Genomic DNA, 16,704 nt, shown 5'->3' with positions numbered 1-16,704 from the left:
CAACGTTCGTGTCGTCTCCAAGCCTGCGCCGCAGGGGATGCCACGCCACCACACATCACGCTGCACCCTCCTACGTACGCCGGGGCTAGCCTCCCGCACCTGGCTCCCGAGGGCATCCCCGTACAGGCCCGCACCTTGGAGAGCCGCGGCGTGCTCCGCGGCTCAAGCGTATCGAGGGAGGGAGAGAATGCACCCGGTAGAAGTAAGAGAGCAGCGCGGCGAAACCAGGAGGAAGGGAACGATGCCAGCGTGGGATTTGGCGGGGGGTTCCGGTCCGGATCGAGGTTTGGGCGGGCAAGGGGGTGGAGGCTCGCTCGGCAAGCAGGTCCTCGTGAGCAATCTCGGAAGGCGCCCTATAGGTCACTTCATATGGCCGAGCCCTCTCGCGCAGTTCCCCGGCCGGCGCCTCTCCGACTGGGCGTCGCATTTGCGCCCAGGCCCACAGTCTGACCTATCGTGGGCCCCTTCGGTTCCGAGCGGTTGGTCCACCTTGCTCACGACTGCAAAGACATGCGGCCTCTGCACTGGTCCACGAGTTCGGACAGAGGAACCTGCCGCCCCTCCCGCTCGACGACCCAGTATTGTATCATCGGCACCGTGCCCTGTTTCTCCGCGGTGCCGAACAGCTCTGCACCAGGCTTCTCGTTCTGAATGCGACGGAAGATCTCTCGCGTAGCCGTGCTCAGCGTCTGCGGGGAGCCCTCGAAGGTCACCTTCATGAAGGCCCCCTTGTGCTCAACGTCTGGCTTCGCCATTGGAGCCGCCTTGAATACTCCCTCGTCGCGCCCTTTTGGATCTCGGAACAGTAACACGGAATCAGTCGATAGCAACGGGCGGCCATCCGTCCCGGGCGCGCACAGGTGGTAAAAATTCACCCGGGCTGTCCGTGACGCTGCCGAGGTGTCGATATCCTCTTCTTGGACGACGGATGTCGACTTGGCCAGGTCCAGCACTTCTTCCAGCCACTTGCGCTCGTTTTCGTCGATCGTCTTGTTGTTGTTGGTGTCGATGGCCTTGAAGAGCAGCTTGGCCAATACGGACATGTTTCGGAGATGCCTGCCGGATTGCGCGCTGCGAATGTGAACGATCTCGTTCGCCACCAGACGAACAGCATCAGCAAACGCCCCTTCGTTCGCCTTGACGACGTCCTTGAACTCGCCCTGCCGCACCTTCCTGATGATGCCCTCGATAGCATCTTCGGCGTTGAGCTCGTTCAGGTCGCCGGCTGCACTGACCAAATCCCGCTGGATGTCATCGACCATGGCAAAGGCCACCAGCACGTACTCTGGCCCGGGGTAAACGCAGTTCGCTGCGATCAGCGAGTACACCCGGACGTACGCCATCTGGATACACGTGAGCACCAAGAGCTGGTTGAGCTGCGCGTCGGCGAGCTTCTTGGTCTTCTTGATCACCACGAGGTTTCGCAGAAGCGAATGCAAATTTAGCAATCGCTTGATGGATCGGGGATTGTTGCCAATCGAGACGTCGAGGAGTGCCTTCGCGTTCTTGTCCACGAACTCAGGTAGCCTGCCGTGCAGGTCCTTGAAATGCTCGCAGAGGAACCGATCCGCTTTGTAGCTCGCGGTCGGCATTCGGTAAGGGACCTGGATGAGCTTGTCGAAGAAGCTTTTGCACTCCTCGGCCATGTGGCCGGCGTCCTCGTATCCCTTGCGCTCCTGGAGCCCGCGCACGACGACGTCATAGTCGATGGCGAGCACGAAGATCGCCCCATCGACGTCCAGGAAGTTCTTCATCACCTCGAGCAATTCGATCGCCCGAGCCGGCTGCAGACGGTCGAGGTCGTCGACGTAGAACACAACTTTTTCGCACTTCGTCGCCTCCTTGAACTGCCGCACGATCTCGGCGAAATCATCGCGCAGCCTCTCGAAGAGGATGGCATCGTCGAGTCGCTCGTCCTCACCCTGGAAGGCGTCGAGCAGCTTTTCACCGTCGAAGTCCCCGCCGGCCAGGCGCGTCCCCAAAGCCGTCCCGGCAACAAGCGCAGAGGCCTTGAGCAGGCCAACGGCGAACCGCTTGAAGGCACTTCGGGCCCTCTCGGTCGGCCAGCCTTTCGTCTCGACTCCGCGGAGCTTCCGCGTGAGGTTCATAAGCATCGAGTACGCAAGCCGGCCCTCCTGTGAAAACTGCGAGTATTGCCAGGTGTTGAACCAGATGCCGTGTGTCTTCACCCCCTCCTTTTTCAGACTTTGCTCGACCATGCGCATGAGAGAGGTCTTGCCCGTGCCCCAGCCCCCCTGAATACCGATTGTCATGGGGGTCCTGCACACCGCTATGAAGCGCGCCAGGGCCTGCGCGTGGTCCCCGAGTCCGAGGATGCGCTCGGCCTCGGTCATGTCCTCGGGCTTGAGAGGGAGATCGGGCAGTCCAACCCTGGTTTCGTCGGCCATGGCGTCCTCCTGTGCTTGCGTTCCCTGACGTGCGACCAGTCTTGCGGTCGAGCACCGCCTGGTTACGTCCAGTAGGATGCCAAGTCACCTGAACCTGGGCGATCGGTCAAGAAAGCTGGCATCGAGCTCGTTGCTCTGCATCCGCATATGTTGCGGACTCAGAGCCCGAGGTTGCTCGGCTCCCAGCGCTGAACATCTCGATCTAGTGGACAGGGAGTTGGACGAAGCGCATCATCGAGCTGTGCTCAACCCCACGGAGTTCGAGGAGGACGAGGGTGAGGTCGGTCGGTACTGGACGCAGTCCGAGTGGCAGGACTGGGTCAAGCGAAGAGTCGACGAGCGTCGCCGCATCTACCTGACCGACCCAGACGAGCTGATTTCTGCGTATGTCAGGGAGACCGTGACTGCGCAGGATTACCGCGGTCGCGAGCTCCTCGAACTGCTACAGAACGCGGACGATGCGGGGGAAGGCTGGGAGGGCGAATGCAGAGCCGCCATCGTGCTCATGAACGAAGGCATTTGCATCGCGAACAGGGGCGTAGGCTTCACAGCCGGAGGCGTGAAGTCGTTGATGCTGACCCACATCAGCCCCAAGCGTTTCCACCGCACGCGTCATATCGGGTACAAGGGGCTCGGCTTCCGCTCGATCCTCAGTTGGACCGACCATCCCTTCATCCTCAGCGGTGACCTGGAAATCGCTTTCTCTCGCAAGCATGCCGAGAAGTGGTTGGACGAGTTGTGCGCGGAAAACCCGAACGTGCGCAAAAAGGTCGAACAGGAACGCAAGCGCAGCACCTCCCATCCTGTCCCGATCCTTGCGTCCCCCATCGTGGGGCTATCAGGCCCTAGTATTGATTCTAAACTAAGTTTTCGCACGGTCTACCAGAAGGCACGCTCGCTCCGTGACCAAGGATACGACACGGTGATCGGACTCCCCTTCTCGGACCACCAAGCGTACGAGGATGCGGCAGCGCAACTGACCCGTATCGATCGAAACGTCATTCTATTTACTCGACATCTCTCGAAAATTGAGCTGTCGCATGCTGGCAGGGAGCGAACCTGGCGCATCGACCGACGCAAGGATCCCCTAGAGATTGAAGACCCCTCGGGTTCGTTCGAGCACTGGACAGTGTTTTCCAAAGTCGCAGAGATCCCTCGCGAGTATCTGCGCGCCGACCAGCTATCGACACCCGTTTACGAGCTAAAGCTGGCTGTTCCGAGGGAGCACATGCCCTTGCCGCGCGTCTTGTTCAGCTACTTTGCGACGCAGGTGCGCTTGCCGATCCCCGTCGTCGTCCACGCGACTGTTGAGCTCACGCAGAACCGCATGAACCTCGTGGACAACCCGGCCAATGCGTATGTCGTAGACCAAATGGCCGCATTCCTCGGGGAGGTGGCGAGGCGATGTGCAACGCCGGTCGAGCCGTGGCGCGCGCTCTCGATCTTGGCGCTCGAAGGGCATCTCGACCCCGTTCTGGAGAAATTCGGCTTCGGAGAAAAGCTCATCGCGGTGGCCCGACAGCTCCCCATCGTCCCGGTTCGCTCCGGCGAGCCCGTTTTGCCGGGCAAGGCCAGGAAGCTCGCCGCGCCCGCCGAAGACTGGCTCCCGCTCGAAGAGTTCGAGGACATCGTGCCGTCCCCGCCGACGCCATCGATCCGGAGGCTACTCGAGGTCTTGGATATTCCGCCGCTCACGGAGCTTCGTGCGCGGCTCGAACGTATTTCCTCCAGGCTGACACTCGAGGCGCGAACGAAGCTGCTGGTTGGGCTTCTCCAGTCGGATTTGCTGCCGCCCGGGCCGCCGCCGCTCCTCATCGACGACACTGGCGCGCTCCTTCCGAAGGACGGTTCGATTTTCCTGCCCTCCTCCGAAGACGTTTCGCTTCCCCTTCCCCCCTGGACGCACGTTCGGTTTCTCGACGGAGCCCTCGCCGCGAGTCTTCGTCGCGAGCTTCGGGTCCACACGCAGCGCGATCTTGCCGCGCGCCTCGGAGCCTTCAACGTACGGGAATATGCGCTCGGGCAGATCGTCTCCGCGGTGAACGCGGCCGCCTGGACACGCATGAGGGACGAACCGACGAAAAAGGCCGAATACCGAGCCGACCTGATCCGTGCCCTGTTCGATCTGTACACTCATGCGGCGCGCAAGGAGCAATCCCCGCCCCCACCCGACACACGCGTGTACCTTCCCACTCGCGCCGGCACCGAGGCGCTCGCGTCGACTCTGTATCTGAGCGCCGAGTATCCACATGGGCGACTCACGCACGAACTCTACAACGCGCTCCCGGAGCTCCTCGTGGCAAGCCCCTCTGCGCTCGGCATTCAGGGACGCCCCTCGGAAGTCGAAAAGTTTCTCTTGTGGCTCGGTGTCGCGAAGCTTCCGAGAACGATGGGCTTCGATAGCCCACCGACGAGCTTCCTCGACCACGTGAAGAGCCGGTTGCAATACCCCGTGGAATTCGGCGACTTTAAGGCGCATGATCTCGAAGCGCTCGAGAACACGTGGCTCGAATCGCTCTCCACCGTCGATCGGCTCGACGACATCCTGGCGAAGACCGATCCGCATGCTGTCATCGCATGGCTGGCCCTAGATAATCGACTCGATCAATGGAGGCGCAACGGTGACGAAGAGGCCCGCCTCTGCATCAGGCCTCCCTACAAGCAGAAAGATCGAAGGTTGAGCGACCAGACGATACCGTCCCTCGTCACCTGGCGCATCGAGACGACTGCCTGGGTTCCGACGCAGAACGGTGACAAGGCCGTACCCACGCGTTGCACGATGGATCCTAAGCGGCCTGATGGGGTGCAGCGTATTCTTCCCGTGCCAGCGCTGCATCCGAGTCATCCCATTCTCCAGGCGCTGCGAGTCGATGGTCAAGGCATGAGGCACGCGATCGAGCGCGCTGGGATGCGCGCAGCGCTTCACGACTTTGGTTGGGATGAATTTTATGATTTGCTACGGGAGCTCCCGCGCATCGATCCCCAGGGGCACAGCGCACGGACACTCTATCGGATCTTGTTCGGACGGGCGGAAAACGATGAGCCGGAGGGACCGAGCTGCGAGAGATTTCGCAACGAAGGGAAGCTCTGGGGAATTCAGGGGAGCAATTGCGGTTACTTCGACGCTCGCGTCCTCTACTACGACGACAATGGGATGGTTCCCGCCCGCATCCGAAACCTATTGCCGATCTTCCAGTTCGACCGTCGACGTGGCGCGCAGAAGGTCCGGCGAATCTTCGGCGTCGAGCCACTCAGACTCGAAGAGCTCACGTTGATCATCGATGATGCCCCCCCCGATCCGCGTGCGAAGGAGCTCGAGCGCGAGATCGACCGTCTCAAGCCCTATATCTACGTCATGCGTCAGTTTGCCGACGTACAAGGTACTGGTCTTGGACGGCTCGGAAAGCTCGACGTCCGGCTTTGTCATCACCTGCGTGGAAGAGCCACCCTCGGCAAGCGGCAGTACCCCATCGATTCAAGCACTCCTGCGGATGTCTTGATGGATGGCAACACGGCCTATGTGATCGCTTGCACGACCGAGACGACACGATTGCTGGAAGACGAAGTGCTCGCAGACGCAGTGGGCGAGATCTTCGCGGCCGTGTTCCAGATCGAGGGTGGCGGCAACTTCGCCCGCCTGGCATCGTGCGCAGAGGAGCGCCGCGTTCCGCTGCTCGCCCGCGTTCTCGGCATCGACCCCGTGGAGGCTGAGGCTCGCGTCACGAAGGCAAGCCATGAACTGCACCTGCCTCTGGAAGGTTCGAGCCCACGTGCGGCTCCTTGGGTCGAACCGCCTGCTCATGGCGAGGAAAAGGGACGGGATCCGGAGGTGCGCGCAGGGCAAGGCCCAGGTGAGGGAGCGTCGCAGGCACCTTCTCCACCGCTCGGACCACCTCCGGCCCCCATGGATTCGCCCGGAGCCGTGGTTGCCGTCGCGCAATCCCGCCCCGTGCTCTCGCCGCCACGTACCATTCAACTGCGGGTGCGCGCGACGCCCCGCGGTCCAGCCGATCGGTCGTCCTCGCCGTCAGAGCGACGGATCACGGACCCCGTCCGTTGCCAGGAGCTTGCTGCACGGTTCGAGGAAGCCGAGGGGCAAGGCCGCTTCCCCCTCCCGGTGGATCACCTGCAAGGGACGGACGCCTATGGCTGTGACATCCTCAGTTTCAAAAGTGCGGCAGACCGGGAGCAGTTCCGTGCGCAACCTCGGATCGACCTCGTCGCACGCTTCATCGAGGTCAAAGGGCGTGGCGACGAACACGGCCATGTGGAGCTGAAGGGAAATGAGCTCGGAGCGGCGAAACGATTCGCCGATAAGTACTTCGTGTACCGAGTCTACGACTGTGGTGACGGCAATTGCGATATTGCGATCCTGCCGAACCCCATTGTGGGAGCGCGCGACATCGTTTATGACATCGATATTTCGCGAAGCCCCCGGATGACGCTTTGGCGTGTCACCGTTGTTCCGGGAACGTGACGCTCCCTTTACGTCGTTCCGAGCACCTTCATCGCCGCCGTCTTCGGATCCCCGAAGAAAACCGGATCCACGTGCTCCATGATATCCGCACTCACATCGAGAAAATTCCTCTTGTTCTCGATGGGAATCAGCGCCCGCTTGGCCCCATTGTCCTTCGCCACCTGAAGCGGCTCCGTCAGCGAACGCAGAGGCTTGATGTTCCCCTGCACGCTCATGTCCCCAAGCACGAGCAACGCTGGACTCACAGGCGCTTTCCGCATCGCCGAGTAGCAGGCCACGAAGAACGCCACGCCCACCTCTGCATCGACACGGTTCGCGAGCAGATCGATCACCTCGACATGTAGATCCGACGTATCGAGATCCCGCGCTACCCCGAGATCACTCTTCTTCGCCTGCAAATAGCTGAACGCCCGCTGCACCGACTCCTTCATCGCCCCCGCGACCCCACCCGCGAGCTTCAGCTTCCCCGTACCCGTCGACACGGACACCTCGACCCGATACAGCCCGACCGTGCCATCCGCCGTGACGCCCGCCGCGTACGCCGTGCCAGGGGGAAGTGGATCCGTGGAGATCAGGTCCCGGCCACCCTGCTCGGGCACCCCGACGAACTTCTCCTCGCCCGTCTCCTGCAGCGTGTAGCTGAACGACGTGTGGTAATACTCGAAGGAGCCCATCTTCTTGAGCTGCTCCTTCACGCGCCGGCGCCCCTCGAGCGCGAGCTCGAGGAGCTCGGCGAGCTCGTCCTGGCTCACCTCGCCATGGGGGAAAAGGATCTTCATCAGCCCCGACACCGTCTTCCGCACCGCCTTGCGGTCGCGGGCATTCAGGTGCGCGCCCATCGAGAAGTGCCGATCGATCACCTCCGTGAAGTTGTGCTTCCGCATCTCGCGGAGCGCCTCGGCGAGGTAGTCGACGACGAAACCGTAATGGTCCGTGAAGAAGTCGTTCCGCATCTTCGGAATCTCCCAGCCGGGGAGATAGAAGTGCAGACGATCGATGAACGCCATGTCGTCACGGATGATGTCGGGCATCGGCGCGAAGAGATGCCCCGTCTGCACCATCACGTCGACGGGCTGGTTCGTGTTGCCGAACAACGCAATGCTGGCATCACCCGTCATGGCCTCCTGGCCACGCTGGAACGTGCCGGACTCGCAGTAGGTCTTCATCGTCGTGATGACCTCCTTCGGCATCTTTTGCAGGTCCGCGACCTCGTCGAAGCCGACGACGTCCCAGATCTGCACCATGCCCTTCTGCCGGCCCGACATGTGCCCGAAGAGGTTCGCCACAGTGGTCCCGCCGGTCAGCAGCGCCGAGTACGGCGAGACCTCCTGCACGACGTAACTCTTGCCCGTGCCCCGAGGGCCGAGCTCCACGAGGTTGTAGTTGCGCTCGGCGAGCGGGATGAGACGCACGAGGAAGAGCATCTTCAACCGGCGCGACATCTCGCCGGGCTCGTAGCCCATGCTTCGCAGCATCAGGTCGAGCCACTCGTCCGTCGTGAACTCGCGGCGGACCCGGCGGTACTCTTCGAGATCAAACGTGGCGATCTGGATCGGCGTGAGCTTGTCGATCCAGAACGGGTTTTTCCCGCGTGATTCCTCGTCGTACTCGAAGCGCATGTCGACCTGCGCCCAGACGCCGCCCATCACGAGCCGCTCGTAGTCGCGAACGTAATGCTCGGGGATGTGCACGTTCTTGTGGCCGAAGTTCGCGACCTCGGCCCAGTAGTCCGAGTCGACGATGCGCACCTTCACCTTGTCGATGAACGTGTGACGGCCCCGGTCCTTCACCTTCGCCTGGGCCTTCATCGACTCGTCGGAGCGGATGTAGTTGTTCGCGAGCGTGTCGTGGACGACCTGCAATCCCATCTGGATCGCGATTTCATCCGACGACGCGCAGTATTTACCGAGGAGGAACTCGAGGACGAACACCGGCACATTCGCGCCGACCTTCACCTTGCGAACGAGATCCTTGCGCACGACCTTGCCGGCGAACAGGCGGTTCACCTTGTCGTCGAGGGCGTCGCGGGCGGACGTGGCTCCGTTGCTCATGGATCAGATTCCGAGTCGAACCGGGATGTCGGCGGGAGAACGGTACAGATCCGCGTCCGTTGTCGGGTCCTGAACGACCACGCGGAGGGAGGCTGCGCTCTCGTCGCTGAGCAGGAAGGCCACCGTGACGGGCTTGTTCGGCTCGAGCTTCACGCACCCCGTGGCTCGGTCTAGCTCAGCGTCGATGGCCATGCCCACCATGCCTACCTGCTTTCCTGCCGACATCAAGAGCGGGCGAACGATCATGGCCGTGGCTCCGAGCATCATCTGCTGCTTCTCACCGAACACCAGCGTGACGCTGAAGATACGGTTGGTGATCGCCTCGGGCAAACCCGTGGCCGTGATCGGGCCCGCCGAAGGTCGGGCGGACGGACGGAGCTTGGTGCGGATGGAGAGGACGGGCACGATCAGCTCCTGCAAGGACGGCCCGCCGTGGTGGAACGCGAGGTCTCCGCCGGCCTTGAAGACGCCGGCACCGGTCGGGAACACGAACTCGAGGTCCGACGCGTAGCCGAGCGCGGACGCCGCTACGCGAACGCACCCCGGCGGCGTGGCGCCGCCACGACCGATCCAGCAGCGACGATGCAGATCCACCGTGTCGCCGCCCGGAGCATCGGTCCGCATGGACTCATCGCGATCCGAGGCGAAGAAGAGATGGCCATGGTCCGCGCTGACCACCGCGTGTTCGACGCCCGCGGCCGCGAGCTTCCGGATCGCCCGCGCGATGTCGTCGATGACAGCGTCCATCACGCGCCGAGCCTGGGACGCGAAGCCTGCCTCGCCTGCGTGGTCGATCTCCTGGGACCGAACGACAACGACCTGGGCGCCATCGAGCTTCTTTCCAAGCCTCGACGGCTGAGAGGTCAGCAGCTCGTCGAGCGTCATGTCGACGAGCTTCGGCACGCGCGACATGGCGAACTTCTTCCTCGATGTCACATCCGACAGGAACGCCCCCTCGATGCTCGCGCCGAGCTTCCCGGCTTGCGCGACGACGCTGAAGCTCTGCGATGCGCCAGGTTGCAGCGCCGCCATGCCAACCGGCGTGATGCTCGGCAGCGTGCAGAGGGCGTGCCTGACCGAGATCTCTGACGTCTTCGGCAGACGCTCGGCGAGCTCGACGCCCATCTCGAAACGCATGGCGTCTACGAGGAAGTAGGCCACGGGCTTCGGCCGCTCCGAGACGACCTCGCTCCAGAGCCGCGTCTGGTTCAGGGAGCCCCCGGACGCCGCCCAGCCGGCCTTCACGAGCGCCCGGACAAAACCCTCGGCCATCGCGTGGCACGTGTCCTCGTACGCGCGACGAACGACCCCGAGCGGCCGCTCCTCGGGCTCCTCGTCGAGGTTCGCCACCCAGGCTTCGAGCCGGCGTTGCGCTTGGTCGAGGCGATACCAGCCGTCCTTCGCCGTATATGCCTCAATCCAGGCATTCGCGTCGCCGCTCGCCTTGTGGACGGCTGCGCGGACCAACGTGGCCACGCTTCCCAGCTCCGCCATGCGGCGGCACGCCTCCCACTGGGCCTTTCGTCCGACGTCCCGGTCGAGCCAGAAGCTGTGCTCGCGCTCGCCCACGAGCTTCAACGCCTCGTCGAACTTCTTGTTTGCGATGAGCTCACCGCAATGGGTGAGCAGCGAGCGCTCCTCGAACCGGAAAGTATCGATAGCGCCGAGCACGCCGGGGGGCAGCTTCGCGTTCCGTAGTCCGAGCTCCTTCTCGACCCGATCTGCGAGGCTCGCATACGCGTCCGCGAAGTCAGAGCGAAGACGGCGCGCAAGCTCTCGAAGCGCGTCTCCCTGCGCCTTCGTCTTCGGGCTCTCGACCCCATCGAGGCACGCGGGGGGCGGGCAGTTCAGATCACTGCGGAACTCGCCCGCGAGCACGTACCGCAGGGTCACGGCGCGTAGCTTCGCGAGCGGCCCGTCCTCCGCCAAATCGAGCCCGAGGCGTGATCGAACCAGCTTGCAGAGCTCGCGTGTTGCTTCCTTCGCCTCGATGTCTGCGTCTCGCGTGTCGCTTACGAGCCATGCCGCGAGCAATCCATCATCATCACCTGCATCGTGGAAGATGCTCTTGAGGATTGAAGGCGGCTCCATCGACGACGCGTTCGAGCACGCGATGGCGAGATCTTCGTATGTCACCCGCCGGTCGAAGGGGAGCAAGTCGTCGACTGTGCCCAGCGTGTACTTTTGGAGCAAGACGTTCTTCGCGAGCTGCTTCAGCTGCGGCTCCCACGTCGTCCCGGCCTTCTCCAGCTCCATGAGCACCGAGGCGTGTCGGTCGCGTTCGCAGCCGGGCAAATAAAGGAGGACCGACTCGGGCGTGTCCCCGCTGACGCGTGGCTCCACGAGCGCACGCAGCTCGAACATGGATCCCGCGTACTCAACGAGGTGCGTGTCAATGCCGGCCACCGATATGGCCACAGGCTCGCTGCTCTTTCGTTGGCCGCCACGCGCCTCGTCGATGAACGGTGCGAATTCACTGCGGGCGTCGTACCAGACGACGACCTTCTTGCTCTTCAGCTTCTCCGCGAGTTGCTTGGCGACGTATTCGTGCAGCGGATGCATCAGCTCTTTCCCCCGGCTCCGTGGAGCTCCTGGAAACGTTCGGCCAGCCAGCGCACCCGGGCGACGCCATCCGAGCCACCATCTGCCGGCAACGCAGCGAGAAATCTTTTGATCTTGGGCAGCAACAAGACGAGAAGTAGATCCGATGAATTGCGATCGAGAGAAAACCGTGAATCCGGGAGCCCGGCAAGCTGCGTCGAAAACTCGTCTACCGCAATGCGCGCAGACTCGGTCATGGGCGGACTGACATCGAGCTGCTTGCGGATACTATCCGGAGTGAGCAGACGGATTTCTCGAAAAGCCTCGAAAAGTGCACCGGCATGACGACCGAAGTCGGTATCCGGAAACCAAGGGCGGACGCGGGCGACGAAGTCGTACACGTCCGTGAACGCGCCGCCCTGCTCCCTCTGTCGACGCTCGGTTTCGGCGAAAAGATTACCGATCGTCCCATCCCCGACCCGCACCGATTGTCCCAGCATGACGAGCAGCTTCCGCTCTTGCTCCGAGAGCGCGCCCGCCATGGGCTTGTAGCCGAGATCATGCTCGATCTCGTTCCACACGTGGGCCATCATGCTGCACACCTGAATTTCGCAGGGGACATCCGCAACATTGGAGTACGTGCCGACGACATCCGAAGCTCGGAGGAAGACCTCGACGTGCGTGGCACGATAGAAGTTGTTCTGGTCCACTCGGTTCTTGTCCTTGCGCTCGGGCTCCGGTGTGTGCCCCGACCGGTCCACGAATCGCTTGGAAACCATCTGAACGATCTGGTCCTCGTGTCTCTCCTCGTAGGTGGCGACTCGAACGGCCGCCAGATCACGGATTTGTTCGAACACGGCGTCCACGTCGGGCATGTCTTTCTTGCCGCTCGCCGCGAATCGCCGAAGCTTGCCTTCGAGACTCTTCGGGCTCTTCGCCCGCGAGGTGACCTGCGCGCGAATCGCGTTGCCTTCGACGACCTCGACGCGACAGATTTCGGCCACGCGCGCGCAAAGCTTCAGATACCGATCGTACTCGCGGTGGTAGCGCTGCACCGCTCTTTTGATGACGTCGTCCGGGATCGTCATCGGCCCCCCCGCGATCGGCCCGACGTCTTCCCGGTCGCCGTGGGCACGCCGAGCAGGCTCTTCAACGCGGCCTCCACAGCCGGTGAGGTACGTTCGCGGACGAGTTCATCGACGGGCCTCGGCAGCTTCGTGCGCGCTTTTCGCTTCCCATCGGCGCCCTCCACCCAGAACTCGCTTTCGAGGCCGTGGGCGATAGCGAGGCTGCGGTCCGTTAGACACTTCTCGACGACTCGGGCTGGCCAAAGACGCAATGCGGTCGCGCTCCAGTCCCACTCGCCCGCCTGCAAGACCCGCCAAGCCTCAAAGCACTCGCGCTGCCAAGCTCGGTTGCAGCCGAACAGCTTCCACAACGGTGCGCATGCCACCAACGTTCCGTCGTTTTGACATGGCTTCCACAAAATCGCCGCGAGCTTCAAATCCTCGACAAACCCCTTCAGTTCAGCGACAAAGTCCTCCTGTTGCTGAATCGCCTTGCGTCGCTGGGTGGCACTGCCACCCGTTTCCGCCATAAGCTGGGTGAGCCTGCGCTCCTCGTGAGCAGTCTTCGGAAGAACAAAATCCTGAAGTACCGCAAAGAGCGTGTCAGGACGCATGCTCGGGTAGTGCAGCCACACAGAATACCGGCAAGAGCGAACGCCCAGTTGCAAGTAGATTGGGGCCTTCCGGCGAGCATCCTGGTACCGACGCACATGTAAATCAAAAAATTTTTCCGCGATCCACTCCCGAAGTTCTTCGCCAGAGCAAAGAGCCCGCTCAATCTCGGCGAGCACCGTATCCCCACTCGAGCCCCACCGTCCTTCAAGCGCACGGCGTACGGCCGCTATGATGTCATTCGAGTGCCCGGCGTCATCGAGAAGAATCGGACTCAAGTCAGAGTCTGCACGTGCGGCGGAGAAGGGAGTCCCGAAGAGTTCCTCTATTGCCAGATTCCGCTCGAGATTCGGCGTCGCGTGCACATGCCATCTTCCAAATGATACGCCGATCGCGTAACTGACTTCATCAATAGCCGCGCGCTCGAGTTCGGCCGATGTCGGACAGATCGCCTTCGCGAATCGGCCAGCCAGCGACGACGCAGAAAACTGCATCAGATGGGAGACAAGTTCCAGCTGTCTATCCGCAATATAGGACTTCTTCGTTAGCTGTCGACGCGCACCCAGCTCATCAATGGCTCGTGCCATGAGATGGTCTGCGTCGCCTCTGTATAGCTGGATGGCTTCCTCTTCTCGGGACGATGGTAGCGAGGCATAGTGCTCCGGGTGAGGACCTACCAGGTCATCAAGTAGAGCGATATCGGCCGAGTTGAAGCCGTAATAGTCGCGGACTGCATCCTCAAGGAGGAGGTTCGTCTGTAGCACGTGACCATAACTCAACAATTTCCATCGGAGCACGGTCGCGACCGCTTCGCTCAAGCTCGCGCCGGCCCTGACGTAGGTACCGGCAAACGTCGACGAGGTCTCATCGAGAGCTGCGACTTTCCAGTAGAACGACGCACTCAGAATAATGGCATCCAAGAGTGGGGGGGCAGCCCACGTCAGTGGCGCCGGAATTTGATTTAGGAGACCAGAACGATATCTCTTGGCAGCAGACCCGGAGAATGCGTTGTCACCCGAGCCCACGAAGCTCTCGGTAACCATCTTGAAAACGCGAGTGTACGACCCACCTAGATACGCTAGAGCCTGTGCTCGATCGGGAAATTGAATTGCGATGCCGGTACCACTGAAGGCCGCGCCGCGTGGAAGAATCCGAGGACTGAAGTCGCTGGTGGTTCGCTCTGGATATGTCAACCCTTCTTGAAAGTAGAACTCGCTGTGATTCAGCCAGGGTGTCCAGTCCGCCGATCCCTGAAGCCGCAGTCGCTTATCCGCCAAGTAAGTTTTCAGCAGCGCCCCGTCCTCGCCCCAATCAACGACGAGGGTCAGATCCTCCCAGTACGGCTGATACTCGCCGCCCTTCGCGATCGGGACCCAGCGCCGCTCCTCGCACCTTTCGACTTCCCAACGAAGCCGAAGGAACCTGAAGTCGTCGGTCGTCTGCATCCCGTGGCGCGCTGCGGCGCCGGACTCGGCGAGAGCTGGCAACGATGTAATCTTCGACAAGACCCGCTTTGGGAGCCAGTAGCACAGAACGTGCAACGGCACTGACGCGAACTCATCGACTGAGTGCTCCCATCTGCTTACGTCTCGACGAACTTTGCCTTCGCCAAAGTACTCGGCGACCGCCCGTTCCTTTTCACGCGATTCGAGGACTCTAAAGAATACTGAAGTCTCTGTGCGTCCCGGTTCAAGGACGTACGCTGCGGCCTCGACCATTGCAGCATCAAGGACGCCATAGCCAAGGTCGAGAAGCACGGCGGGCGGGGCATTGGCGACGAGAATGTGCTCGCGGAACCACTTGAACGTGTCCACAGCGAGGAAGTTGCGCGATGTGATCGCGCCAAGCAGACCGCCAGGAGCCAAAAGCTCCAGCATCCGATTCACGAATGCTAGCCCAATGTCAGTTTTGAAGTGTGGGTACTGTGAGTCGAAGTACTGTTTGCTCTTGGCGGATGCCTTGCCGAATGGCGGATTCATTAATACGACATCGAAGCGCAGCTGCAAAAGGTCGACAAGAGCTACGCCGTTCGCTGCGTCTTCGACAAATAGACGTTTACGCGCCCCAGCCCCGCCGGCTGCAACTGATGCGTACGTCTGCAACTGAGACAGAAGGTCGTTTTCGGCCTGGAGCCAGAACTGATTGGAGAGCGTAGCTGGTGCCGCAAATAGATCTCCCTGCTTTGTTGTCGACTCAGCCGCCTTCAGAAGACTGCGGATGTCTGATTCGAGCCGAAGGAGGACACCGAGTTCGCCTGCGCGCTCAAGACGATCGCAGAGTGCAACGAACAAGTCCGCAAGGGCACGGGGCCTCAAACTCGCCGCGAAGCCGCTTCGCACGTCAGCACCGTCAGGTATCGGTTCGGCGACGATGATATTCGTGCGAGTGACGGGCTCTCGGATCTCACGAGGCACCTTGCGTCTCGCCAGCCAGGCTTGCGCTCGAATCCATAGGGCAAGCTGGGCGATCTGAGCGCACCGAGCGTCAACGTCCACCCCAAAGAGATTGTTACGCAGGATCAGTGAGGGAAGTGCGGCATAGAAGGCACTATTAGTGGGGTAGTCAGCTCGCAGGCTGGGGGACCCGAGCTCGGCATCGAACTCACCGGACCAACATTCCTCGTAGATCGTGGTTAGCAGGTCAAAAGCGTACAGCAGGAAGTGCCCGGAGCCGCAGGCCGGATCGATAACCCGTATCTCTCGCGGATCCTTGCGTGCTCGCGTCGGCAAGCTTCCACTTGGTACCCGCAAGAATGAGCAGCGGCGCGACAATGCCGAGCGGCCTTGGGTCATTTCGACCCATAGACGTCCCAGCGTATTATCGACAAGGAACTCGACAACGTAACGAGGTGTAAAGAACTGGTTCCGAATCGCCAGTTCGCGAGCATCCCTGGGGGCTTGCGACTCATCACGCATGTCGCGGCGTTCATCGCTCGAATTGAAGTACTGGTAGACCCACCCAAGGGTCTCATCCTGGGTCCAAGCGCGGTCCAGTTCCGGTACGTTCAGAGTGTCTAGCATTGCGTCGAACGCGGCTCTGCGGGGCCAGACCACAGACGCCGGATCGCGGCGATCGAAAAGGACTTTCACCTCTGTAGACAACTCGTCGAACAGAGACTCGATATAGAGACGGTAACCGGCGCTTGCGGGGAGGAGCACGACGGCAGGGGCCATGCCGCAAAACTCGCGGTATCCCGAGGACTGCTCCCCCTTCGTGACACACTCCTGCACGAGCTCGCGCGCTTCGAGCATCTTGAGCGCCACAAAACGATTGAGCGTCGTGAACGCGGCGTCACGCAGATAATCGACGACCGCCTCGGCAGAGCTCATGCCAGCAGCCCGCTTGTGCTCGATCGCGGCGACAATCTTGTCCCGATGGAAGACCTGCCGCGGGGACAGGTGGGATCCGGCCTTCGTCGCGACGGTTCCATCCCGCAGCACGTCGAACGTACCCTCGAGCTGCGCGGCGAAGTCGTCCTCGAGCAGCTTGCGGGCCCGCTGGGTCGCGCGCTCGATGGCGTTGCGTGTTTCCTTGTCCATCCGCGGATT

Annotated in this window: 6 protein-coding genes; 1 reads left to right on the top strand and 5 read right to left on the bottom strand. The window is 61.9% G+C overall.

Features of this window, described 5'->3' with window-relative positions:
- Positions 1-494: 494 nt before the first annotated feature.
- Entirely contained in the window at positions 495-2,408 is a 1,914-nt protein-coding gene (locus KEG38_RS23955; protein ID WP_272422175.1) for a KAP family P-loop NTPase fold protein, read from the bottom strand.
- A 217-nt stretch (positions 2,409-2,625) separates the two neighbouring features.
- Here KEG38_RS23955 and KEG38_RS23950 point away from each other — a divergent pair, with 217 nt between their 5' ends.
- Positions 2,626-6,885, top strand: a complete 4,260-nt coding sequence (locus tag KEG38_RS23950; RefSeq protein WP_272422173.1) for a protein NO VEIN domain-containing protein — start codon at positions 2,626-2,628, stop codon at positions 6,883-6,885.
- Positions 6,886-6,893: 8 nt separating this feature from the next.
- Here the strand turns inward: KEG38_RS23950 and brxL are convergent, their stop codons facing one another.
- From brxL to KEG38_RS23930, 4 genes are read right to left on the bottom strand one after another with little or no spacing between them, the layout of a single operon-like run.
- Positions 6,894-8,936 (bottom strand): protease Lon-related BREX system protein BrxL, encoded by a 2,043-nt coding sequence (gene brxL, locus KEG38_RS23945; protein WP_272422171.1) that lies wholly within the window; start codon positions 8,934-8,936, stop codon positions 6,894-6,896.
- A 3-nt stretch (positions 8,937-8,939) separates the two neighbouring features.
- Positions 8,940-11,498, bottom strand: a complete 2,559-nt coding sequence (locus KEG38_RS23940; RefSeq protein ID WP_272422169.1) for a PglZ domain-containing protein — start codon at positions 11,496-11,498, stop codon at positions 8,940-8,942.
- Positions 11,498-12,565 carry a GTP pyrophosphokinase gene (locus KEG38_RS23935; RefSeq protein ID WP_272422167.1) on the bottom strand — a complete coding sequence of 356 codons (1,068 nt, stop codon included), beginning with the start codon at positions 12,563-12,565 and terminating at the stop codon, positions 11,498-11,500. Before KEG38_RS23935 ends, KEG38_RS23940 begins: the two co-directional genes overlap by 1 nt.
- Positions 12,562-16,695 carry an Eco57I restriction-modification methylase domain-containing protein gene (locus KEG38_RS23930; protein WP_272422165.1) on the bottom strand — a complete coding sequence of 1,378 codons (4,134 nt, stop codon included), beginning with the start codon at positions 16,693-16,695 and terminating at the stop codon, positions 12,562-12,564. Before KEG38_RS23930 ends, KEG38_RS23935 begins: the two co-directional genes overlap by 4 nt.
- Positions 16,696-16,704: the final 9 nt, after the last annotated feature.

It is taken from the genome of Polyangium jinanense (assembly GCF_028435265.1).
GTDB lineage: Bacteria > Myxococcota_A > Polyangia > Polyangiales > Polyangiaceae > Polyangium > Polyangium jinanense.
Note: the sequence above shows the minus strand (reverse complement) of the source record. Positions and strands in the feature narration are given on the sequence as shown.